The 20524-nt window shown below is 35.0% G+C and carries 25 protein-coding genes and 3 tRNA genes; 17 read left to right on the top strand and 11 right to left on the bottom strand.

Translation table 11 applies throughout. From position 1 onward, the window contains the following. The first annotated feature begins 184 nt into the window (after window positions 1–184). Window positions 185–781 (top strand): hypothetical protein, encoded by a 597-nt coding sequence (locus ACP7AT_RS06990; RefSeq protein WP_426063619.1) that lies wholly within the window; start codon window positions 185–187, stop codon window positions 779–781. Between the two features lie 15 nt (window positions 782–796). On the opposite strand, the gene ACP7AT_RS06985 is transcribed toward ACP7AT_RS06990, so the two are convergent. Continuing rightward, entirely contained in the window at window positions 797–1099 is a 303-nt protein-coding gene (locus ACP7AT_RS06985) for a hypothetical protein (protein ID WP_426063618.1), read from the bottom strand. 958 nt (window positions 1100–2057) lie between these two features. On the opposite strand from ACP7AT_RS06985, the gene ACP7AT_RS06980 reads away from it, so the two are divergent. The 6 genes from ACP7AT_RS06980 to ACP7AT_RS06955 all read left to right on the top strand — a co-directional run bounded on the left by ACP7AT_RS06980 (window position 2058) and on the right by ACP7AT_RS06955 (window position 7578). Beyond that, a complete protein-coding gene (locus ACP7AT_RS06980) occupies window positions 2058–2753 on the top strand; it encodes an SMUG2 DNA glycosylase family protein (protein ID WP_426063617.1) in 696 nt (231 codons plus the stop codon). Beyond that, entirely contained in the window at window positions 2750–3286 is a 537-nt protein-coding gene (locus ACP7AT_RS06975) for a DUF488 family protein (RefSeq protein ID WP_426063616.1), read from the top strand. The genes ACP7AT_RS06980 and ACP7AT_RS06975 overlap by 4 nt, the downstream gene beginning before the upstream one ends. Continuing rightward, window positions 3273–3518: a DUF2945 domain-containing protein gene (locus tag ACP7AT_RS06970; protein ID WP_426063615.1), complete on the top strand. Its 246-nt coding sequence runs from the start codon at window positions 3273–3275 to the stop codon at window positions 3516–3518. The genes ACP7AT_RS06975 and ACP7AT_RS06970 overlap by 14 nt, the downstream gene beginning before the upstream one ends. A gap of 184 nt (window positions 3519–3702) precedes the next feature. Beyond that, on the top strand, window positions 3703–6444 hold the full coding sequence (locus tag ACP7AT_RS06965) for a cation-translocating P-type ATPase (RefSeq protein WP_426063613.1): 2742 nt from the start codon (window positions 3703–3705) through the stop codon (window positions 6442–6444). 51 nt (window positions 6445–6495) lie between these two features. Continuing rightward, window positions 6496–6660 (top strand): hypothetical protein, encoded by a 165-nt coding sequence (locus ACP7AT_RS06960; protein WP_426063612.1) that lies wholly within the window; start codon window positions 6496–6498, stop codon window positions 6658–6660. Window positions 6661–7200: 540 nt separating this feature from the next. Then, a complete protein-coding gene (locus ACP7AT_RS06955) occupies window positions 7201–7578 on the top strand; it encodes a DUF2809 domain-containing protein (protein ID WP_426063611.1) in 378 nt (125 codons plus the stop codon). A gap of 572 nt (window positions 7579–8150) precedes the next feature. Here the strand turns inward: ACP7AT_RS06955 and ACP7AT_RS06950 are convergent. Beyond that, window positions 8151–8990 carry an alpha/beta hydrolase gene (locus ACP7AT_RS06950; RefSeq protein ID WP_426063609.1) on the bottom strand — a complete coding sequence of 280 codons (840 nt, stop codon included), beginning with the start codon at window positions 8988–8990 and terminating at the stop codon, window positions 8151–8153. A gap of 180 nt (window positions 8991–9170) precedes the next feature. Beyond that, window positions 9171–9548 (bottom strand): hypothetical protein, encoded by a 378-nt coding sequence (locus ACP7AT_RS06945; RefSeq protein WP_426063607.1) that lies wholly within the window; start codon window positions 9546–9548, stop codon window positions 9171–9173. Window positions 9549–9954: 406 nt separating this feature from the next. Here ACP7AT_RS06945 and ACP7AT_RS06940 point away from each other — a divergent pair, with 406 nt between their 5' ends. Continuing rightward, window positions 9955–10239: a rhodanese-like domain-containing protein gene (locus ACP7AT_RS06940; protein ID WP_426063606.1), complete on the top strand. Its 285-nt coding sequence runs from the start codon at window positions 9955–9957 to the stop codon at window positions 10237–10239. 1 nt (window position 10240) lies between these two features. Continuing rightward, a complete protein-coding gene (locus tag ACP7AT_RS06935; protein ID WP_426063604.1) occupies window positions 10241–10558 on the top strand; it encodes a rhodanese-like domain-containing protein in 318 nt (105 codons plus the stop codon). Between the two features lie 265 nt (window positions 10559–10823). On the opposite strand, the gene ACP7AT_RS06930 is transcribed toward ACP7AT_RS06935, so the two are convergent. From ACP7AT_RS06930 to ACP7AT_RS06920, 3 genes are all read right to left on the bottom strand, one after another. Continuing rightward, window positions 10824–11918 carry an alkene reductase gene (locus ACP7AT_RS06930; protein ID WP_426063603.1) on the bottom strand — a complete coding sequence of 365 codons (1095 nt, stop codon included), beginning with the start codon at window positions 11916–11918 and terminating at the stop codon, window positions 10824–10826. 26 nt (window positions 11919–11944) lie between these two features. Continuing rightward, complete coding sequence (locus tag ACP7AT_RS06925) at window positions 11945–12451, bottom strand: hypothetical protein (RefSeq protein ID WP_426063602.1); 507 nt, start codon at window positions 12449–12451, stop codon at window positions 11945–11947. Window positions 12452–12543: 92 nt separating this feature from the next. Next, a complete protein-coding gene (locus tag ACP7AT_RS06920) occupies window positions 12544–13125 on the bottom strand; it encodes a Crp/Fnr family transcriptional regulator (protein WP_426063601.1) in 582 nt (193 codons plus the stop codon). Window positions 13126–13276: 151 nt separating this feature from the next. Between ACP7AT_RS06920 and ACP7AT_RS06915 the strand changes: the two genes are divergently transcribed. Continuing rightward, on the top strand, window positions 13277–14128 hold the full coding sequence (locus tag ACP7AT_RS06915; protein WP_426063600.1) for a transketolase: 852 nt from the start codon (window positions 13277–13279) through the stop codon (window positions 14126–14128). A gap of 75 nt (window positions 14129–14203) precedes the next feature. Further along, window positions 14204–15157 carry a transketolase family protein gene (locus ACP7AT_RS06910; RefSeq protein WP_426063599.1) on the top strand — a complete coding sequence of 318 codons (954 nt, stop codon included), beginning with the start codon at window positions 14204–14206 and terminating at the stop codon, window positions 15155–15157. 70 nt (window positions 15158–15227) lie between these two features. Here the strand turns inward: ACP7AT_RS06910 and ACP7AT_RS06905 are convergent, their stop codons facing one another. After that, window positions 15228–16232: an FKBP-type peptidyl-prolyl cis-trans isomerase gene (locus tag ACP7AT_RS06905; protein ID WP_426063598.1), complete on the bottom strand. Its 1005-nt coding sequence runs from the start codon at window positions 16230–16232 to the stop codon at window positions 15228–15230. 79 nt (window positions 16233–16311) lie between these two features. Here ACP7AT_RS06905 and ACP7AT_RS06900 point away from each other — a divergent pair, with 79 nt between their 5' ends. Both ACP7AT_RS06900 and ACP7AT_RS06895 read left to right on the top strand, forming a co-directional pair. Further along, window positions 16312–16701 (top strand): RNA-binding S4 domain-containing protein, encoded by a 390-nt coding sequence (locus tag ACP7AT_RS06900; protein WP_426063597.1) that lies wholly within the window; start codon window positions 16312–16314, stop codon window positions 16699–16701. A gap of 59 nt (window positions 16702–16760) precedes the next feature. Continuing rightward, the gene (locus tag ACP7AT_RS06895; RefSeq protein WP_426063596.1) at window positions 16761–17261 is read left to right on the top strand and encodes a phosphoribosyltransferase family protein; all 501 of its coding nucleotides are present in this window, start codon (window positions 16761–16763) and stop codon (window positions 17259–17261) included. Here ACP7AT_RS06895 and ACP7AT_RS06890 read toward each other — a convergent pair. Beyond that, entirely contained in the window at window positions 17253–17771 is a 519-nt protein-coding gene (locus ACP7AT_RS06890) for a shikimate kinase (protein ID WP_426063595.1), read from the bottom strand. The genes ACP7AT_RS06895 and ACP7AT_RS06890 overlap by 9 nt on opposite strands. Before the next feature lie 127 nt (window positions 17772–17898). On the opposite strand from ACP7AT_RS06890, the gene ACP7AT_RS06885 reads away from it, so the two are divergent. The 3 genes from ACP7AT_RS06885 (at window position 17899) to ACP7AT_RS06875 (ending at window position 18209) form a co-directional block, all read left to right on the top strand. Further along, a tRNA-Lys gene (locus tag ACP7AT_RS06885) sits at window positions 17899–17971 on the top strand. Window positions 17972–18010: 39 nt separating this feature from the next. Continuing rightward, a tRNA-Lys gene (locus tag ACP7AT_RS06880) sits at window positions 18011–18083 on the top strand. A gap of 43 nt (window positions 18084–18126) precedes the next feature. After that, window positions 18127–18209: transfer RNA gene (locus tag ACP7AT_RS06875), tRNA-Leu, on the top strand. Window positions 18210–18357: 148 nt separating this feature from the next. Here the strand turns inward: ACP7AT_RS06875 and ACP7AT_RS06870 are convergent. Continuing rightward, window positions 18358–18495 carry a hypothetical protein gene (locus ACP7AT_RS06870; protein WP_426063594.1) on the bottom strand — a complete coding sequence of 46 codons (138 nt, stop codon included), beginning with the start codon at window positions 18493–18495 and terminating at the stop codon, window positions 18358–18360. Window positions 18496–18750: 255 nt separating this feature from the next. Here ACP7AT_RS06870 and ACP7AT_RS06865 point away from each other — a divergent pair, with 255 nt between their 5' ends. After that, complete coding sequence (locus tag ACP7AT_RS06865) at window positions 18751–19260, top strand: tetratricopeptide repeat protein (RefSeq protein WP_426063593.1); 510 nt, start codon at window positions 18751–18753, stop codon at window positions 19258–19260. Between the two features lie 86 nt (window positions 19261–19346). Here ACP7AT_RS06865 and ACP7AT_RS06860 read toward each other — a convergent pair whose 3' ends face one another. Continuing rightward, complete coding sequence (locus ACP7AT_RS06860) at window positions 19347–19880, bottom strand: DUF4252 domain-containing protein (protein ID WP_426063592.1); 534 nt, start codon at window positions 19878–19880, stop codon at window positions 19347–19349. 1 nt (window position 19881) lies between these two features. Further along, window positions 19882–20484 (bottom strand): DUF4252 domain-containing protein, encoded by a 603-nt coding sequence (locus ACP7AT_RS06855; RefSeq protein WP_426063591.1) that lies wholly within the window; start codon window positions 20482–20484, stop codon window positions 19882–19884. Window positions 20485–20524: the final 40 nt, after the last annotated feature.

Raw genomic sequence — 20524 nt, 5'->3', positions numbered from 1 at the left:
TCTAAGAGCAATTTTTAAAGCTTTTTACGGACTGTTTTATTTTGATAATCCTAAACCGACTTTTCCCAGAAAGAATTTTAATTGTAGTTTAAATCACATATATTTACTCACTGATTAACTAAAATGAGTTCGTCTGAAGGTTTTTAGACGAACTGACGTTACCTGCTATTTTACAAAATCGCATATGAAAGAAAATTGGCTTTTTATTAAAACTCCAGACCATTACGGAAACCCCGAGATTATTCAGATTGATAAAGATATCATTGATTATTTTGACGTTGAAAAAAGTGATGAAATCTGTCTAATGAAAAACGAAAACCGAAATGAAAAGCTAAGCGAAACAGAACATAAATTTATAAATCAAAATCGAATTAGATTTTTCAGAAATGGAAAAATTTACAAAGTTTTAAGCGATGAAAAGTCTATAACTGAAAATTGTATATTCGAAAATGATTATGAAAAACTAAACGCAACAGAAACTGAATTAACAGAAACTGAAATTCAGAATTTAAATTTTGAGTTTAATTGGAATGGAGAAAAAATGAATGTCAAGTTCAATGAAGTTTTGAACTCGCCAGTCGTACAAGAAATAAACAAACGTTTGAATAAAGAAGGAAGTAGAATTGTACTCGGAAAACTAAATAAAACGCTGTTTGTTTCACTTTATACAGACAATTATCTTGACAAACTAATTCCTATAAAATATGTAGACAAACAAAAGATGATTTTATATGGTTTCCCAAAAGAACCTTATGAAATTAATTGTACAATATTAGAATAAATAAACTACTGCTAATCAAGTAGACGGCTCCGCCAGAAACTGACTGAGTGCGCCTCTCACACCGCCGTCCATAAGGGTCTCGTATACTGCGGTTCGCAAAGTGATGGGTTGAGTTCCATGTAAATTTCCAACATTGATTGATAGTCTTTCTTCTTGAGCCGCAGTAGGGTAATTGTAGTGGTAAGAATTGGACTTTGAGCCATTCGCCATCCTCCTTTTACTCACGCTTTGGTATTGTATTTTTGGTATTCGTGAATGCAAAGCATTTCTGATTCTGCTCCAATCATAAGCATGGTATTTGTCAATTCCTAGTCGCATCAGGTTTTTCCTTTTGCGTTCGCGCTTTTTCCAGTCCGTCCAAATGCAGTAGCGCAGTCTATTGCACAACCATCCATCAATATCTCGTCACTTTCCTTGAATACTCGTCCCCCGAAAATAGTTTAACCACCCTCGTTGAATTTGCTTCGTCAGTTCGCCTCTTAGGCTCGGGTCATTGATTTTTCGGATGCATTCCCCGAAACTTTTGGGCGCGGTTTTGCGCGTCACCTATTTTAGACTCTGCTTGAGTTTTGCCCAAGCTTTGTCACCTACCGTTAATTGACCCGAGCCTGAAAGGCGAACTGGCGAAGCATACCTGCCTTTTAAGCCTTTTAGATAGGTCGATGCAAACGAAAATCCCAATATCGTGAACTGAATGGGTTTTCTAATCCCGCTCTTTTCCAGATTGATGGTCGGTTTCAGCTTTTCTCTCAGAAATAGAAAGATAGCGTTTCCAATAGAAAATGAATTATATAAAGAATTAAAAAAATTCTACAACATAGGATTATTTAATAAGTTAACAGACGTTGGATTCCCAGTATTTGACTTATAACTGTGTGAAAAATGTAAATCTGAATACACAACTTACTCTGAAATAAGAGAATATTACAACTCATTATATTATGTAATTCTAAATGGAATTTTGAGAGAAAAATAAAAACGAACGCACAGTAGCGGTTTTGCCGGATTTGGGTTTTCGGCTAAATACTAAAATGGTTTTGTACTTGAATTAATAGTGTTTAATCAGAAGAAAATCTTAACTTAGACACAAAGCTCTTGCAGCAAAAGAATATACCGGTCATTGTAAGTCAACATACTTGAATGTACCCAATCGACAACCCTAAAAAGATGGAATCAAACAGCAAAAACCGATAGGCTATAATAGGAACTTTAAATCTTTGTACTTCGATAAATATATTGAAAGAGTTTGCAGGATATAAAAATAAAATAAATCATAATGCCAAAAACCTTTGCAGATAAAGTGATTGATTTTAACCGCCATTTAAACTATTCAGGCAAACTACCAGAGGGTTTTCAGGTGCTGAATCCTTACTTGGATAATCTTGAAACAATGGAAGTAATGCAACAGTTTTATCATAAATATTATAACGATTCACAACGCCGAAGATTTATTATTGGTATTAACCCGGGCCGTCACGGAGCTGGGGTAACAGGTGTGCCATTTACGGATACCAAACGACTGGAAAGTGCCTGTGATATCAAAATGCAATCGGCACATACACACGAAATTTCTTCTGTTTTTATTTATGAGATGATTGCCGAATATGGTGGAGTAAAAGACTTTTACAACGATTTTTACATCAACTCGCCTTTTCCTTTGGCTATTATCCGTCAAACAAAAGATGGCAAATGGCTTAATGCCAATTATTATGACGATCCTGTTCTTTTTGAAATGGTGAAAGATTTTATGATTATGTCCTTAAAAAAACATATTAGTCTGGGATTAGATACTTCGGAAGTTTTTGTGCTGGGTAAAAAAAATGCAGAATTTATCCAAAAGCTAAACAAAGAAGTAAAGTTATTTGATAATTTAAAAATTCTTGAACATCCACGATATATCCAGCAATATAAATCGAAAGAAAAACAACAATATATTGACAAATATATTTTATCATTGAACAATTCCAAATGACTAAATTAGAGACACATACCATCTATACCATAGGGTATTCTACTCATAGTCTGGATGAATTTTTAAATATGCTACGGTCTTTTGACATTAAAATTCTTGCCGACATACGAAGTTTACCGGGCTCTCGCAGGTTTCCACAATTCGACATGGAAAACATAAAAATATCCTTAGAAGAAACCGGAATACAATATATACATCTGGCCGATTTGGGAGGAAGAAGGAAAATGAAAAAAGACTCAAAAAATAACCGATGGAATAATGACTCTTTCAGAGGTTACGCCGATTATATGGAAACCAAAGAATTTGAAAATGCCATTGTGAAATTGGAACATATCGCTTTGGAACAGCCCACAGCTTATATGTGCTCAGAAGCGGTTTGGTGGAGATGCCATCGTTCGATGGTGTCCGATTATTTAAAAGCAAAAGGTTGGGCGGTATTGCATATTATGGCAACAGGAAAAGTTCAGGAACATAAATACACTTCACCGGCAAGAATAGTTGATGGTAATGTATTTTATTATGATGAAAATTAGATTTACATTTAAAAATAAGTTTATGGAAACAAAATTTAAAATAAGCGACAAAGTAAGCTGGAATTCCGAAGCGGGGAGAGTTTCAGGAACTATTATTAGAATACATACCAAAGATTTCGATTATAAAGGTTATACACACCACGCTACGAAAGAAGAGCCTCAATATGAAATAAAAAGCATTAAGACGGATCATGTGGCAGCTCATAAAGGTTCTGCCCTTACTAAACTCTGAGAAAAATAATCAGAGAAACAAATTAAAAAAACAACGAACCGCCACCATCAACTAAAACGGATTTAGGAAATTGGCTTAATAGAAAGTTAGTTTTGTAGTTGGGATGATTTGGCAAAATAGGACTTAATTTAGTCCAAAATCCGCTTTAGTTCCAGAACGTTCTGCTGAATTGTTCTCTTAACAAGTGACAAACAACAAAATAAACGAAAACGACATTTCAAATCCTGAAACTCCACAAATGAAAATTAAATATCCGCAATCGTATCCTCATTCCTTCTCCGTAGAAGAAGTTGTGATCGCATTCCAAACTGATTCTGAATCAGGGTTAAGCCAACCCGACGCAGAGAAACGAACAAGAGAGTTTGGTCCGAATATTTATCAAGCTCAAAAGCAAAAAAGTATTTGGCTTATGATGCTTTTGCAATTTAAGAGCCCAATTGTCTATTTGTTATTCTTTGCTGTTGCTGTTACTTTTTATTTTCAAAATATTATTGAAGCAATAGCCATTCTTGTGGTAATAATGGTAAATGCTGCAATAGGATTTTTAATGGAGTTGCAAGCACGCAATTCGATGAATGCGTTGAAGGAAATGGATGTAATACATTCGAAAGTTATCCGTGATGGAAAAGTTCAAGAGATTCCATCTGAAAAAATAGTTCCGGGAGATATAATAGTGTTGGAAGCTGGTGATGTAATTCCAGGTGATGCACATCTAATAGAATCCAATCAATTGCAGTGCGAGGAATCTTCTCTAACAGGAGAGTCACTTCCTACAGAAAAGAATACAGACAAACTTGCGAAAGATATTGCCCTTGGAGACCAATTCAACATGGTATTCAAAGGCACATCTGTTACAAATGGAAGCGGGAAAGCCGTTGTAACAGGAATTGCCCAACATACTCAATTAGGCACCATCACTTCTTTAGTTGAAAGTTCTAAAGAAAAAGAAACACCGCTTGATAAAAAGATAGGAGCGTTAAGTAAAAAGTTAATATGGATTACGTTGGCAATGACAGGCATTTTTGCAATCACAGGAATTATTCAAGGCAAAGACTGGGTTCTGATTTTAGAGACTTCCATCGCTTTATCGGTTGCGGCTTTTCCAGAAGGGCTTCCTATTGTTGCCACAGTAGCTTTGGCTTATGGAATGCTTTTGATGGCAAAGCGAAATGCTATCGTTAAAAAATTATCGGCTGTAGAAACATTAGGAAGTACCAATGTGATATTGACCGATAAGACAGGAACTTTAACAGAAAATAAAATATATGTAGATACTTTTTCTTTTCCCAATGAAAAAATAAAAGTTTCAATTAAAGACAATGTGCTGAGTTTTGCGGAAGGGAATATTAAAAAAAGTGAAGCTGAATTTCAAAAATTAATATTGATAGGTGCGTTATGTAACAATGCTTCACCAAAGAACGGAGATGACAAAACTGAATTGATAGGTGACCCGATAGAAATTGCTCTGGTACACCTCGCAGACGCATCAGGTTCTGCCACTGAAGAACTGAAACTACAATATGAAAGAACTGGTGAAATACCTTTTAGCTCTGACACAAAAATCATGGGTACTTTGCACAAAAATTCAAACGGATATTTTATAGCAGCTAAAGGTTCTGTGGAACATTTGTTGATAAAATGTAGTAAGATACAGACTGGAGCAACCATACAAAACCTGAGCGAGGAAGAGCGAAAAAATATTTTGGCGCAATCTGAAGAGATGGCTGCAGATGGTTTGCGGGTACTGGCTTTTGCCTTTAACGAGGAAGGAGAAATTAATAAAGATGATTTTTTAAATTCATTAGTGTATGTAGCGATGATTGGATTCTTAGACCCTCCCCGATTGGATATTAAAGAAGCCATGTTGACTTGTCGTAAAGCAGGAATCAAGATTGTAATGATTACCGGCGATCACCCTTTAACAGCTCTTAATATTGCCAAAAAAGTAGGATTGGTAGATGAAAACGAACAAAATGCAATTACTGGAATAGATATGCCCGATATGGAATCGCTTTCAGATGAATGGAATAAAAAGATACTTTCCACGGCCGTATTTGCTCGTACCACTCCTAAACAAAAACTTGAAATTGTAGCTACTTATCAAAAAGCAGGTAACATTGTAGCAATGACAGGTGATGGAGTAAATGATGCGCCTGCGCTTAAAAAATCAGACATTGGGATTGCTATGGGACTAAGAGGCACGCAAGTGGCTAAAGAGACTGCCAGCATTATTCTCAAAGACGATTCGTTTGAATCCATTACACAGGCAGTATCGCATGGAAGAGAGATATTCCAGAACATACAAAAGTTTGTGATATATCTCGTCTCCTGTAATTTAAGTGAAATATTTATTGTGACTACTTTAGGTTTCGTTGTTCCTACCTCTACTTTACTTCCATTGCAAATCCTGTTCTTAAATATGGTAACGGATGTATTTCCGGCACTCGCACTCGGTTTAGGAAAAGGAGATAAAACCGTTATGGAAAGACCACCAAGAGATCCTAAACTCCTTATTATATCTAATAGAGACTGGATTACTATTTCTTTATATGCTGCTGCCATGACCTTAGCAGTAATTATTGCTGTGGTTTATTGCAAACAAACTATTTCAACTGATTCCAAAATTATAAATAATGTTGCATTTATTACGCTTGCCTTTGCCCAACTGTTTCATGTATTCAATATGTCTTCCCCACATTCAAATTTTTTTGTGAATGAGATCACCAAAAATAAATTTGTATGGATAGCTCTTTTAATTTGCACCGCTCTAATGGTATTGGTTTTTGCTATACCTCAGATGCGTTCAGTACTCCGCTTGGACGTGCTGCCTGCTCAAGTGTGGCTAGTGTCAATTTTAGCTGGATTGATTCCATTGTTGTCAGTTCAGGTATATAAATTTATTTGGGAGAGAAGAAGTTCAAAATAAACCAACAACTAAAGTGGATTTCTACAACATAGCTCACAATGCCAATTCAAAATGATAAAACAAGTTGAAAACAGTAAAATGCCTGCCTTTCACAGTTGTTTGGCAAAAATGTCGGTTCAATGCTTCGTAAAAACATTTGTGGTTAATCAAACATTAGTTTCTTCGTATCACATTTGTGGTAAAATCCGCCACCTTCACCAAGCCGCAACATGTTAATGGCAACCGGCACGCAACGAAAAAATGAATATACAGGAACTACGTAGTATAAATGTGCAGATTGAAACTTATCAATCAATTTTTTTGATACTAAAATGTGATCAAAAAATAGATTGCTTTGACATTTTCGGCAAATAAGAATTTGGATTGAAAAAAGGCACAATTGGAGAACTTAAATGTTTTGAAACTCACCCGTTATTGATTAATTATGCAGAGAATAAAATTGTAAAGTTGCCAGCAGATTATTATTGCGGTTCCACAAGAAATTATGCTGCATTAAAAATGAAGTACAGGTAACTTGATTAGATTTACTTTAGTTGGCAATTGGAATGGACACAGTTTGCAAAACTGCGCTAACGATTATGGTAAATTCGGATAGCTGTTTCCAAATATTTACGGCGATGGCAAATAGCTTGAATATTGAGAAAATCAACAAAAATATTGATCCGAAATCTATGTGAAAATGCTGTTAAAAAAATTAAATGAAGTTTAAATTAAACAAATTTATACTCTGACTGACCAAATCGTTAAACTAAAAACATGTTTCAATTCAACCGCAACTATTTTGCGCTCACCATTTTGCTTTTTGTGATGGAAATTGCAATTGGTTTGTATGTGCACGACAACTTTATAAGACCTTATTTTGGCGATTTTTTAGTAGTGATTCTACTCTATTGTTTTCTGAAATCCTTTGTAAAAGTATCCGTTTGGGTAGCCGCAGCTCTTGTTTTACTTTTTTCATTTGCTATCGAAAGCGCACAATATTTAAATTTGGTTGAAAAATTAGGATTACAGCATTCAAAAATAGCTAAAGTTGTTCTTGGAAATTCTTTTGCGTGGATGGATTTGCTTGCATATACGTTGGGTATTTTAGCTGTGATTATCATGGAGAAAATTTTATTTAAAACGAAAGGCTAGCAAGCAATAATTACTTCGAGCTCATATTAAAAGAATCAAATTCTTGTAAAAATAAAGTACGTTTTTAAGAACCAATACTAAAAACTTTAAAAATATGATTCAAAAATTATTATCCCCAACTTCTTAGTCTGCTCATGTAACGGATTGAAATTCGCTTTTTGCAAGACTACCATTTGGTTTATTGATGTTGGTCACGGTATTCCAAAAATGATGAAGCAAATCAATAACACAAAGTAATTTATTGATCCAATTGGCATCATAGTGCCCGACTCATTGGCTTTAACTGTTTTTGCCGAAGATTTGTGCTCCGTAATAATTGTAAGATGATTTTGGATAGGACTGGCTTTAATTCCACTTATTATTACGATGGCAGTTGCCGTGTATAATGTTCACATCAACGATGGACTGGAAACTATTGAATTAGCACTATTCTATTTGCTGTCCTATTGCGCTCTGTTTTTTATGAGAAAGTGGTCAATATTCTGTTGATGCAATTCTGAAAAGATAATCATAAAATAACTATTTTTAAAATACAACCTTAGTTGTGCTGTTTGCAAGATATGATTAAAGTTTTACTTTTTGTGCAATTTCATAAAAGCAATAATCTCATCAAAGCGTTTGCTCCAAGGCGAGAAATACTGAAGCACCATCGGGACATGCCTTTTGTTCAATTTAATTGGCTCCACATCAGGTTGGAAGGGTTGTAAAGCAACTAAAAAACGGCTATTGGCAATTTTTATGGAATTATAAGTTTTATCTCCTACATAAATTAAAAAGGGAGGCGCGTTTTTGTTTAAAAAATAGATCGGCGAAGCGTCTTTCCATTGCTCAGGATTTGCGGTCCAAGTGGTGAGATAATCGTCTTTTGCCGTTGGCGGATTTCCTTCTAAATAATTTTTCATATCTAATCCTGCCGCATCGTTGAGGATGATTCCAGCAATAGTTCCGGAAGCAATTCCGAACTTTGGATTCATAACAGCCAAAGCGCCAAGATGCCCACCTGCAGAATGACCGTTAATATAAATCATATTGGGATTACCATTGTACTGGCTAATGTTCTTTTTTGTCCACTGGATTACAGACACAATCTGCCGCGCCATTTCATCATACGTAGCGTCAGGACTTAACGTATAATCCGGGATAACCGTAATGACTCCCTTGCTGGCAAAATTCCTGCCCAGTAAATCATACGTTCCTTTCCTGCCACTATTCCAATTTCCTCCGTGCACAAAAATTAAAACAGGGACTTGCGCTGCACTTGATTTTCGCGGCACAAAAACATTCAGTCTGGGTACTTTTGAGCTATTTTTATCCACAGATTCTAAATACGAAATATCAGTACTTTTTTTCGCAGCGCAATTGACCAACATAAAAGCACTCAATAAAACGATGATGACGTAGGAGAAACGCATATTTTTTTTTTACAAATATAAAATTAAAAAAAGTAGTCTGATACCGCTCATTCTACAAACACAAAACAAAAATCAATCAAAAAATACAAATATTTTTTTTATTTGATTTTTAAAACGCTGTGGTTCTAAACAAAAGAAGCTGCCTTTTGAGACAGCTTCTTCGTATTTATCTGTAATTGATTAGTTAAATTGTGAAGCCACATATTCAATTAAACTTTCATCATTCATTTTATTAGAAGTACTTTGTTTAGTCTCTACATTTTTGTATTGTGGAGTTTCACCCAAATATTTAATGAATTGTTCCTGAGCTGTTCCAGGACCTGTTACATGTAATTCATCAACATTTTGCATGTGAGCAGTAATGCTTTTGAATAATTTATGAAGTGAATCTCTTTCAGCATTATTAGCTGCATTTTCATTTGAGTTACCACCCTGACCTTCTTCTTTTTCGTGTCCTAAAACTACGAAATCTCCAGAATCTACATTTTCTTTACCTACAATAATTGCATGATGTGAATCCATCCAAACTCCAAATTGTTTTTTACTTTTCTCTGACATTATTTTTTATTTATTTGTTTAATACTTTGTTTTTAAATCGTCAAAAAGTATGCCGTGAAAGCTTAAATACTTTTTCTTTTAAAAACAAGAAATTATTGTCAGTTATTCAGGCTCTGCCTTTAACAAAAAATTTAAGATTGACAGAAATAAATTGTAGGTAAAAATTAATGAAATATAGCTACCTTTATTATCGTCCTGTAATAAAAAATTGCTAACCAAAATATTCTGAAAGTAATGGATTTATAAAATCATTATTTCTTTATTTTTTAATTTATTAATGGCGACTTAAAATAAAAAACTCAACATCTTTTTGTGTGACAAATGACACCAAAAACCAACTCTGTAATTGTAATTTTGTACCATGCAAACAGCTGTAAAAACGCGCAAATATCTTAAAAATAAAACTATGGAAGTATCAAAAATAATCAAAGAAAAACTGGGAACCATTGTCGATGTGCGCTCCTATGATGAATTTATGGGTGGCCATGTTGCAGGTTCATTCAATATTCCGTTGAATGAAATTCCGCATAGAATGCACGAAATACAGGAACTCAAAGCGCCTTTGATACTGTGTTGCGCCTCTGGAAATAGAAGTGGTCAGGCGCAAGTGTTTCTGACCGCACATGGTGTCGAGTGTTATAACGGCGGTTCGTGGCTGGATGTGAATTACCTTCAATCTCAATCTGAATAAAATGATAGAAAGACTCAAAAAATTATTCGGACTTGGTTCCAAAGTGAACTATCCGGAATTAGTGCAAAACGGAGCCATTATCGTTGATGTGCGCAGCAAAGCGGAATATTCCACGGGGCATATAGAAGATTCTATTAATATTCCTGTTGATGCGCTACGCAATAATCTTTACAAACTGAAAGATAAAAACCAACCTATAATTACGTGTTGCGCTTCAGGAATGCGAAGTGCTTCGGCAAAAAGTATTTTGAAATCAAATGGATATACAACAATTTATAATGGTGGTGGATGGAGCAGTCTCAGAAATAAAATAAGCTAAATAAAAAACTAATTTGTTAGCGATGAAGCTTGATGAAAAGAAAAAACAAATGCAACATCGACAGGAATTGTAATGTCGACTATCAACAAACAAGCCTGCACAGCGGATACAATTACAAATATAAAAGCATAATTTCAATACCAGAACAGCATGACATATTGCGTTCCAATAAATATGAAGCCCACTAAATGTGGGCTTCCTTGTGAATTATAATTTAACTTAAATAAAAATGTGCTGTGTTTTTACAGCTAACGAAAAATTTTTATTATTCAGCCATGGCCGGATAATCAGTGTATCCTTTCACTGTGTCAGTGTAAAACGTACTTTGGTCTGGTGTGTTTAATGGCGCATCAGCTTCAAAACGAGCCACTAAATCCGGATTCGCAATAAAGGGAACTCCATAAGCAACAAGATCAGCGTAACCGTCCTCGATAACTTTGATACCCGTTTCTTTATTAAAACTTTTATTGATGATTAAAGTTCCTTTATAAAACGGTCTGAAATGTTTGGCCACTTCAGTAACTGCAAAAGGTACATCATCCACTGGCGTAAAAGGCTCCGTTAAATGCACATATGCTAAACCATAATCATTTAAACGGTTTACAATATATTCATGCGTTGGAATTGTCTCTTTATCCAGCATCATTCCCTGCGAATTGTGCAATGAAGGATTCAATCGAACGCCAACTTTGGAATAATCAATAACACCTTCTAAAGCATCAAGAATATCAAATAGAATTCGGGATTTATTTTCAATTGAACCGCCGTATTCATCGATACGATGATTGGAATAACCATTAAAAAACTGTTGCAACAAATACCCGTTGGCAGCGTGCAATTCGATTCCGTCAAAACCTGCAGTCATCGCATTTTTTGCTCCGTTTTTAAAATCTAGAACGGTCTGTTTAATGTCTTCAATCGTCATTTCTTTTGGAGTCACCGTATCTACAAAACCATCTTTGGTGTAGGCTTTTGCATGAGGATTCAGCGCTGAAGGTGCGTGTGGTAATTCGCCATTATGTAAATCCGGATGCGACAATCGTCCCGTGTGCCACAATTGCGCGAATATAGTTCCTCCTTTTTCGTGTACTGCTTTCGTAACTAGTTTCCAACCTTCGGTTTGTGCTGCACTGTAAATCCCCGGCACGTTAATAAAACCAACTGCTTTTGTACTTACAAAAGTTCCCTCAGAAACTATTAAACCTGCAGTAGCTCTTTGCGCATAATATTCTGCTGTAAGTGCTGTAGCAACATTTCCTTCATTATTAGAACGGCTTCGCGTCATTGGCGCCATCACCATTCTGTTTTTTAAAGTACGGCTTCCTAATGTATAGGGTTGAAATAAAATTGATTTACTCATTTGATTTTTTGTTAAAAATTAGTAGTTTATGTATATGCAATACTGGCTTTCAAACCAATACTTGTAAAAAGAGTCCAAATAGTTTTTAAGGTTTCTTCATCATTTCCTTTTAAAAGAACGGAATTTTCTACTTCATCCATTGATTCGAAACTCTGAATAACTTTAGAAAAAGGAAATAAAAGCTGTAATTTGTCAAGAGCACTTTCAAAATCAATCGTATTCTTTTCGTTCACCAAAACAAGTACGATTTTACCCGTAGCGACTCTTTTGATTTTTTTAGTAAAATTATCATCAGTTGCCGCATCATTTGAAAGTATTATAATATCCGCCTCCCAGCTTGCATTAGTTGGACAAATCATCATCTCCGCATTTGCCTTTGGAAACTCTAAAAGTATTTGGGCATAAACATTATTCAGCGTAACAGCATCATAATCAAACAACAAAACGGAATTGGTTTTGGCAATTTGCTTCGCTAAAAAAATACTTTTGGTTTCTGAAACTCCGAGGACTGCAAATGTTCTTCTATTTGACATGAACTTTTATTTACAGGACAAATTTAAGGCTGTACGGCTTAAATAACAGTTGATGTAAAACAAGAAATTCTATTGATCTAAATCAATTTTAATTAACTCCGATTGTTAATTTGTTTGCGAACCCGACTCAATGTTTCGGGTTTAAGTCCAAGGTAGGAAGCGATCATGTGTTGGGGAACACGATTTACAATTCCGGGAAAAGCAATTCCTAAATTGATATATTTTTCTTCGGCGGTTTCTGTTAAGGCTGAATTTATTCTGGCTTGATTTGCGATATAAGCATTTTGCAATAACAAGCGTTGGTATCTTTCGAACATGGGAATTTTATCCATCAAAGCTTCTCTGGCAGCTGTTGTCAGCAAAAGTAGTTCAGAATCTTCAAGTGCTTCAATGGTATAAATAGAATTACTGTTGGTCAGAAAACTGGACAAATCAGTAATCCACCAGCCTTCAATTGCAAATTGTACGATGTGTTCATTTCCTTTTTCATCCATGGAAAAAGAACGAAGAATTCCTTTTTCAATAAAGGCATTGTAGACGCAAATATCTCCTTCCTGCAACAGAATTTGTTTTTTGCGCAACTTTTTAGGGATAAAAAAAGTTTTACACAACTCCATTTCTACTTGAGTCAGTATCACTTTTTCCTGAATGCTTTTGAATAATTGTTCAAACATGGCTGCAAGGTACTAAATACTCAATTATCCATGAAAAATTTTATTGTTGCTAAATTTATAATCTTTGATAACTATTAACAAATCTAAAAATGGAACCTTTTATTAATCAAATTATCTGATTATATTTGCGCAGTCTAATTTTAACACACAAATGAAACCGAACACACAACAATTAAACGATTTAACAATCCAAGTCAGAAGAGATATTCTTCGAATGGTACACGCAGTCAACTCAGGCCACCCAGGTGGTTCTTTAGGTTGCGCTGAATTTCTTGTAGTCTTATACCAAAATATAATGGAACGCAAAGAAGGTTTTGATATGAACGGTATTGGAGAAGATCTTTTCTTCCTTTCAAATGGGCATATTTCACCAGTGTTTTATAGCGTTTTGGCAAGAAGTGGTTATTTTCCGGTTTCAGAACTGGCTACTTTCCGTTTGATCAATTCAAGGTTACAAGGACATCCAACTACACATGACGGATTACCTGGAATTCGTATTGCGTCTGGTTCTCTTGGACAAGGATTATCAGTTGGGATTGGTGCTGCACAGGCAAAAAAATTGAATGGTGACAACCATATTATTTATACGCTTCACGGCGATGGTGAATTGCAGGAAGGTCAAAACTGGGAAGCGATCATGTATGCTTCTGCAAAAAAAGTGGACAACCTTATCGCTACAATCGATTTAAACGGAAAACAAATAGATGGTACTACTGACGAAGTTTTGGCTATGGGAAGTGTCCGTGCTAAATTTGAAGCTTTTGATTGGGATGTTTTAGAAATTGAAAAAGGAAACGATATAGAAGCTATTATTGCTGGTATGAACGACGCCAAATCAAGAACTGGAAAAGGAAAACCAGTTTGTGTATTGTTGCACACTGAAATGGGTAATGGTGTAGATTTTATGATGTACAGTCACGCTTGGCACGGTAAAGCACCTAATGATACGCAACTTGAAATTGCTTTAGGTCAAAATTATATTGAAGGAGAAAGCGACTATTAAATAATTATGAATTATAAATTATAAATTGTGAGTTCTCATAATCGTTTGATTTATAAATTATTCAATTAAGAAAAAATGAAAAAATATACAAATACAGGAAGTAAAGATACGCGTTCAGGTTTTGGAGCGGGAATGACTGAATTAGGTCAAAAAAACGAAAATGTTGTGGCACTTTGTGCAGATTTGATAGGCTCCTTAAAATTTGATGATTTCAAGAAAAACCATCCAGAGCGTTTTTTCCAAATTGGAATCGCGGAAGCCAACATGATTGGAATTGCCGCAGGTTTAACCATAGGAGGAAAAATTCCTTTTACCGGAACTTTCGCTAACTTTTCTACAGGAAGAGTGTACGATCAAATTCGTCAGTCGGTTGCGTATTCAGAGAAAAATGTGAAAATTTGTGCTTCACATGCCGGGTTAACTTTAGGAGAAGACGGTGCAACACACCAAATCCTTGAAGATATTGGTTTAATGAAAATGTTGCCGGGAATGACTGTGATTAATACGTGTGATTACAACCAGACAAAAGCAGCTACATTAGCTATTGCAGATCACCACGGTCCTGTTTATTTGCGTTTTGGTCGTCCGGTGGTGCCAAACTTTATGCCCGCTGATGAGCCTTTCGAAATAGGAAAAGCAATTGTTTTAACCGAAGGTTCTGATGTAACTATTGTAGCTACAGGACATTTAGTTTGGGAGGCGTTAATCGCAGCTGAAGCATTAGAAGCACAAGGAATTTCGGCTGAAGTAATAAATATTCATACAATCAAACCATTGGATGAAGAAGCTATTTTGAATTCATTGGCTAAAACAAAATGTATCGTTACCGCTGAGGAACATAATATTCTTGGTGGTCTTGGCGAAAGCATTTCCAGAGTCTTAGCCTTGAACAGTCCGTTGCCGCAAGAATTTGTGGCGGTGAACGACAGCTTTGGAGAATCTGGAACACCAGAACAGCTAATGGACAAATACAAATTGAACAATCAAGCGATTGTTGAAGCTGTAGAAAGAGTGATGAAAAGAAAATAATTGCTTCCTTTTACATCAAAAAAAAACAGTTCAATTTAGATTGAACTGTTTTTTTTTTGAATTGTATTTTTTAATTACATTTTACTAAATGTCTTTTTATCCTTGCGGGATCGGTCGTATTTCCGTTACATGCAGGAATAGCTTCAAAAGGAATCAAAACACCATTAGCATTTGTGATTTCAGTTTTGGTGCTCACACCATCACCATCATCATCCGTATCTAAAAAATTAGGAATTCCATCTTTATCAGTATCATCTGGAGTTGTTGTGGGAGTTGTTGGGTAGTTTGCTGTATTCCTATAATCATAAACATAGCCATCTCCATTAATATCTTCCTGAAAATTCTTTATTCCATCACCATCCGAATCGAGTCTGTTGATTTCAAATAATTTAAAACTAAAAATTAAAGGCGCATAAGCAGGAATGCTATTGCTACCTAAATTGTAATACCCTAATCCAGATGGAATGAACATTACTCCCGCCCCAAAATCATTATACGAAACTGTACCGTCAGCGTTTGACGAATACGTTCCTGTTTTAAATTCCGGAAAAGTTTCTCCCCAACCAGTAATAGTTGTCGTTAGGTTAAAAAACTGTTGCGGACTCTTAGATTCTTCGAAAAAAGTAGCTGTTAACGTTTCAACTTCGGCAACTTTTTGACGGGACAAATAATCTCCTTTATAAGAAGTTAGTATCCCGTCCGTATTTGTAGGTGAGATTCCTGTTCCTTCTCTTAAAACCAAGTAATACAATGTATACGTAATGTCGTGAAGTTTCACAGGTCTACTCAAAAGTTTAGGATATGTAGGACTCTTCAAATAAGAATAGATAGAAGGTTGAGTTCCACCTGTTGCAATCTTAGTAAACGTAACATCTTGATCGTCTTGAAAACCGGCGTGGTTCACAACGGTAATATAATATGTTTTTAAATACTCTTCAATATCCGTTAAATCAGTTGCATATTGCACTGCATAGTCTCTTGGTGGGGTGATTTCTGCTGGGGCATCATCCTTTGAACATGAAAATAAAGAGACGGTTGTAATTAATAGAATAAAATAATACTTAAATTTGTTCATTATAGCTAATTTTTTAAGTGCGCAAGATACAATATTGATTGATTTTTGTAAACTATTTAACTCCGATTTTAGAAAATTTATGAGAATAGATAAATATTTATGGTGCATGCGGTACTACAAAACCAGAAACATGGTTACCGAAGCCTGTAAGAAGAATCACGTAACGGTAAACGGTCTAGTTGCCAAACCTTCAAAGGAAGTTTTCCCTACTGATAAAATTACATTTAGAAAAGACCAAATTACCCAAATCATTACGGTTTTGGACATTCCTGAAAACCGTGTCGGGGCAAAATTAGTTGATATTTACAGGCGAAACGATACGCCGGCAGAAGCGTATCAACATCTTGAACTTTTAAAATTATCGAAAGAACACTATCGAAAAAATGGAACTGGAAGACCAACTAAAAAAGACCGAAGAGACATTGATGAATTTGGTAATGAAATAATTACTGACGACAGCACCGAATAAAAAACAGGACATAATCTAAGATCTCAATTGGCGGTAACTTTAAACAATAAACTAAAATAATGAGCAGAAATATCATCTTAACGAAACAAGAAATAGAGCATAAAATAAAAAGAATTGCGTACCAAATCTATGAAACCTTTGTAGACGAAGAAGAAATTGTAATTGCCGGAATTGCCACTAACGGTTTTATTTTTGCAAAAAAAATCGCATTGGTTCTGGAATCCATATCACCCATTAAAGTTTCGCTTTGCGAAGTACAAATCAACAAACAAAATCCGCAGTTGCCCATTTACACTTCCTTACTAAAAGAACAATACGCTAATAAAGGCTTAATTCTGGTTGACGATGTATTGAATTCAGGAACAACACTAATTTACGCAGTAAGGCATTTTATTGACGTTCCGTTGAAAAAATTCAAAACAGCGGTTCTCGTTGACAGAAACCACAAAAAGTATCCGGTAAAAGCAGATTTTAAGGGAATATCGCTTTCTACCTCATTACTGGAACATGTGCATGTTATTTTTGATCAAGACAATGATGATTGTGCGTATTTAAGCTAAAATAGCAACAATATCTAAAACCGTCTGATCAATGGTTTTATTATCAACTACCACTTTGTATTGCGCCTGATTGTAATAAAAGCTTCGATCAAAAAGATGTTTTGCAATAAACTCTTTCATTTCGTCCTCGCTTTTAGCGGCTATAAGAGGACGTTTGCTTTTATTATGCTTCAATCTATTAAATAAAGTCTGAATTGACGCTTTAAGATAAATAGAAACAACATTATCGCCTTTTAACAAGTCATGGTTATTGGCATAACACGGCGTACCTCCACCCAATCCTACAATTAATTGCTCTGGCGAATTCAATAATTCGACAAAAACTTCATGTTCTAACTTTCTAAAATATATTTCTCCATGTTTCTCAAAAATGGTATTTATGGATAAATTTGCTCTCTCTTCAATTTTTTTATCCAAATCCACAAAAGGAATTCCGATATTTTTGGACAGATTATTTGCAATTGTGGACTTACCACAACCCATATAACCCAATAATATAATTTTTTTCATCTGAATAAAACCTTACAAATTAAGGTGTTGAGTAATTTTGTTTAAAAAAGACAAATTTATAATAAAATTGCTTTGAAAACTCCAAAATAAGTCCTTATATTTGCACCCGCGTTCAAGGAAAGAATATGACTCGATAGCTCAGTTGGTAGAGCACATCACTTTTAATGATGGGGTCCTGGGTTCGAGCCCCAGTCGGGTCACAATTTTAGTGATCAACACATAATTTTCTTGAAAGCATTGACTCGATAGCTCAGTTGGTAGAGCACATCACTTTTAATGATGGGGTCCTGGGTTCGAGCCCCAGTCGGGTCACAAAAAGGTCGAGTAATTTATTACTGGACCTTTTATTTTTTAAGGCCACGTGGAGAAACGGTAGACTTGCCAGCTTGAGGGGCTGGTGCTCGAAAGGGCGTGCGGGTTCAAATCCCGCCGTGGTCACAAAGCAGAATGCTTCTAAAACAATCAAGTATACTTGAAGGTTTCAGAAGCATTTTGCTTTTTACAAAAAATCATTTTATGAAAAATAATCAGGCGATATTCATAAGCAATTGTTTTTTTCAATTTTAAAAAATATTTCGTAACGCATTTAAAAAAAAATAACCATCAAAATTCCCACGGACAGGCTTCCTGCAAAAAAGAAGAAAGTACCAATGTATAAAAATGTTGTATTGTTTTTTACTTTCATAAGTTTACTGCTTTGTCTTTCTACTACTGTGTTTCCCATCTTTAGTGCTGTTTTACTTCGATAAATAATGATTCGATTTAAAATCTCTACTTATGCAAAATTACGGGTATGAAAAGGCTTCCACAATACCAACTTTTAGTGATTTTTTAATTGAATCTAAGATTGATAAAGTTTATTCAAAATAAAACACATTTCTATTCGTTAACTAAATAGCTAAAAAAAGAATTGTACCTTTATATAATTGTCACCCATTAATAATTAAAGAAATTCCCCCAATTTCAAACCTTAAATTTTATGAGAAAATTAGTCCTACTAGCATTATTATTATTAACTTCCTTAGCGGGATGGAGTCAAAATCCAATCGCTTATGACTTATTTGACAAAGCGTTAAAGAAAGCAGAAGTGGGAAACAACAAAGGCGCCATCGATGATTACAGTAAAGCAATTCGAATTGATCCTTTATTCGCCTCGGCTTACTTAAACAGAGCTCTTTTGAAACAAAAATTAGGTGATATTAAAGGTGCTTTAAACGATGTAGACACAACAATAAAAGTAGAACCTAAAAGAAGTGATGCTTACACCACAAGAGCCGACATTAACTATAAAGCGAAGGATTACAAAAGTACGATCGAAGATTGCACCATGTCTATTAGTTTAAACGAAAAGGATTATATCGCGTATAATTTAAGAGGCCTTTCTAATTTTCATTCTAAAAACAAGAAAAATGCCTGTGCCGATTTTACCAAAGCAATCCAATTAGGCAGTCAGAGTGCCGTAAAAAACAAAAAAATGTTTTGCAAATAACAGGTTGACACAAATTATTTAAAATTTACTCCATAAAAAAAGCGTCTTGAAACTATCAAGACGCTTTTCATTAGCTGTACACCCATTTATTTCATTAATTGCTGTAACGGTTTCAATTGTTCTAAATCGATGTTGGATTGTTGTAACACACTCATCATAGTCATTACGCTGGTAGGGTTCATATCTTTGCCCAAAATTCTCACCACTGCAAAACCATTTTCTTTTTTATTGGCATAAAAAACAAATTCCTCGATATGTTCATCGGAACCAACAAAGCTAACCGAAGCACCTTCTTTGCCTGAACCAAATTTCATCAGTTGCTGATACTTTTTGTCTTGTAAAATCAAGTCAACTTTGGCACGTTCCGTTTCAAACTCCGCCTTGTTGGTATCATTTAATTTGAAAGCCAGCACATTAATTTTGTCAAAGGATTTCAAAGCATCAATTTGTGCTACTGACAATTTTGTTTTATCCACATTCAAAATATCGGGAGAAACATCAAGTGCAACAAAATTTTTGTTTTCGGTGTTTTCCACAAAATACTTTTGCAAGGTTGGCTCCGAGCTGCAACTAATCAGGAGCATACTGAAAATTAGTGCAATTCCATAGATCATTTTCATCTTATTTTTTACCTTTAGTTGCTTTCTTCAAGTCATCGCCTCCGGGAATTCTCATCTTATCGGTAAGAATCGAAATTTCATTCAAATCGAAAGTACCGGTCAGCGACATTAGAACAGTATCGTCATTTTTAGCCCCTTCAATAAACATCAATAATTCTTTTATTTGTGAATCAGTTGAACCTGATTTCACCAAAATTTTTATGTTTCTGCCATTCTCATTTACGCGCATCAACTCTTCCAAGCCGGCTGATTTGATGTACTTGTCGGCAACTAATTTCATTTCTCCCTCTACCCGAGTGCTTTTGGTAGTGAAAACTTTTAAATTATCAAGCTTTTTTATTAACGCCAAGTATTGTTGGGTTTCTTTGTCAGAAGCGTCAACTTTTACTTTACTCATCAAGTCAAACATTTTTTTATTGACAATAATTGAGGTTACATCATCTTGTCCGTCAAATTTATCGAAGGCTGTTTGCGCAAAAATTGGACTCGCAATAAAAACCAGTAGTACGACAATTAAAAACTTTTTAGCTGAACTTAGACGTGAGTTCTTTTGAATCTGTTTTGCTGGTATGCAAAAACTTGGATTGGGATTGATTGATTTCATTTTTTTAATTTGTTTACGATTATTTTAATTGATTGTAGCG

It is taken from the genome of Flavobacterium sp. DSP2-3-1, assembly GCF_049896865.1.
GTDB lineage: Bacteria > Bacteroidota > Bacteroidia > Flavobacteriales > Flavobacteriaceae > Flavobacterium.
Note: the sequence above shows the minus strand (reverse complement) of the source record. Positions and strands in the feature narration are given on the sequence as shown.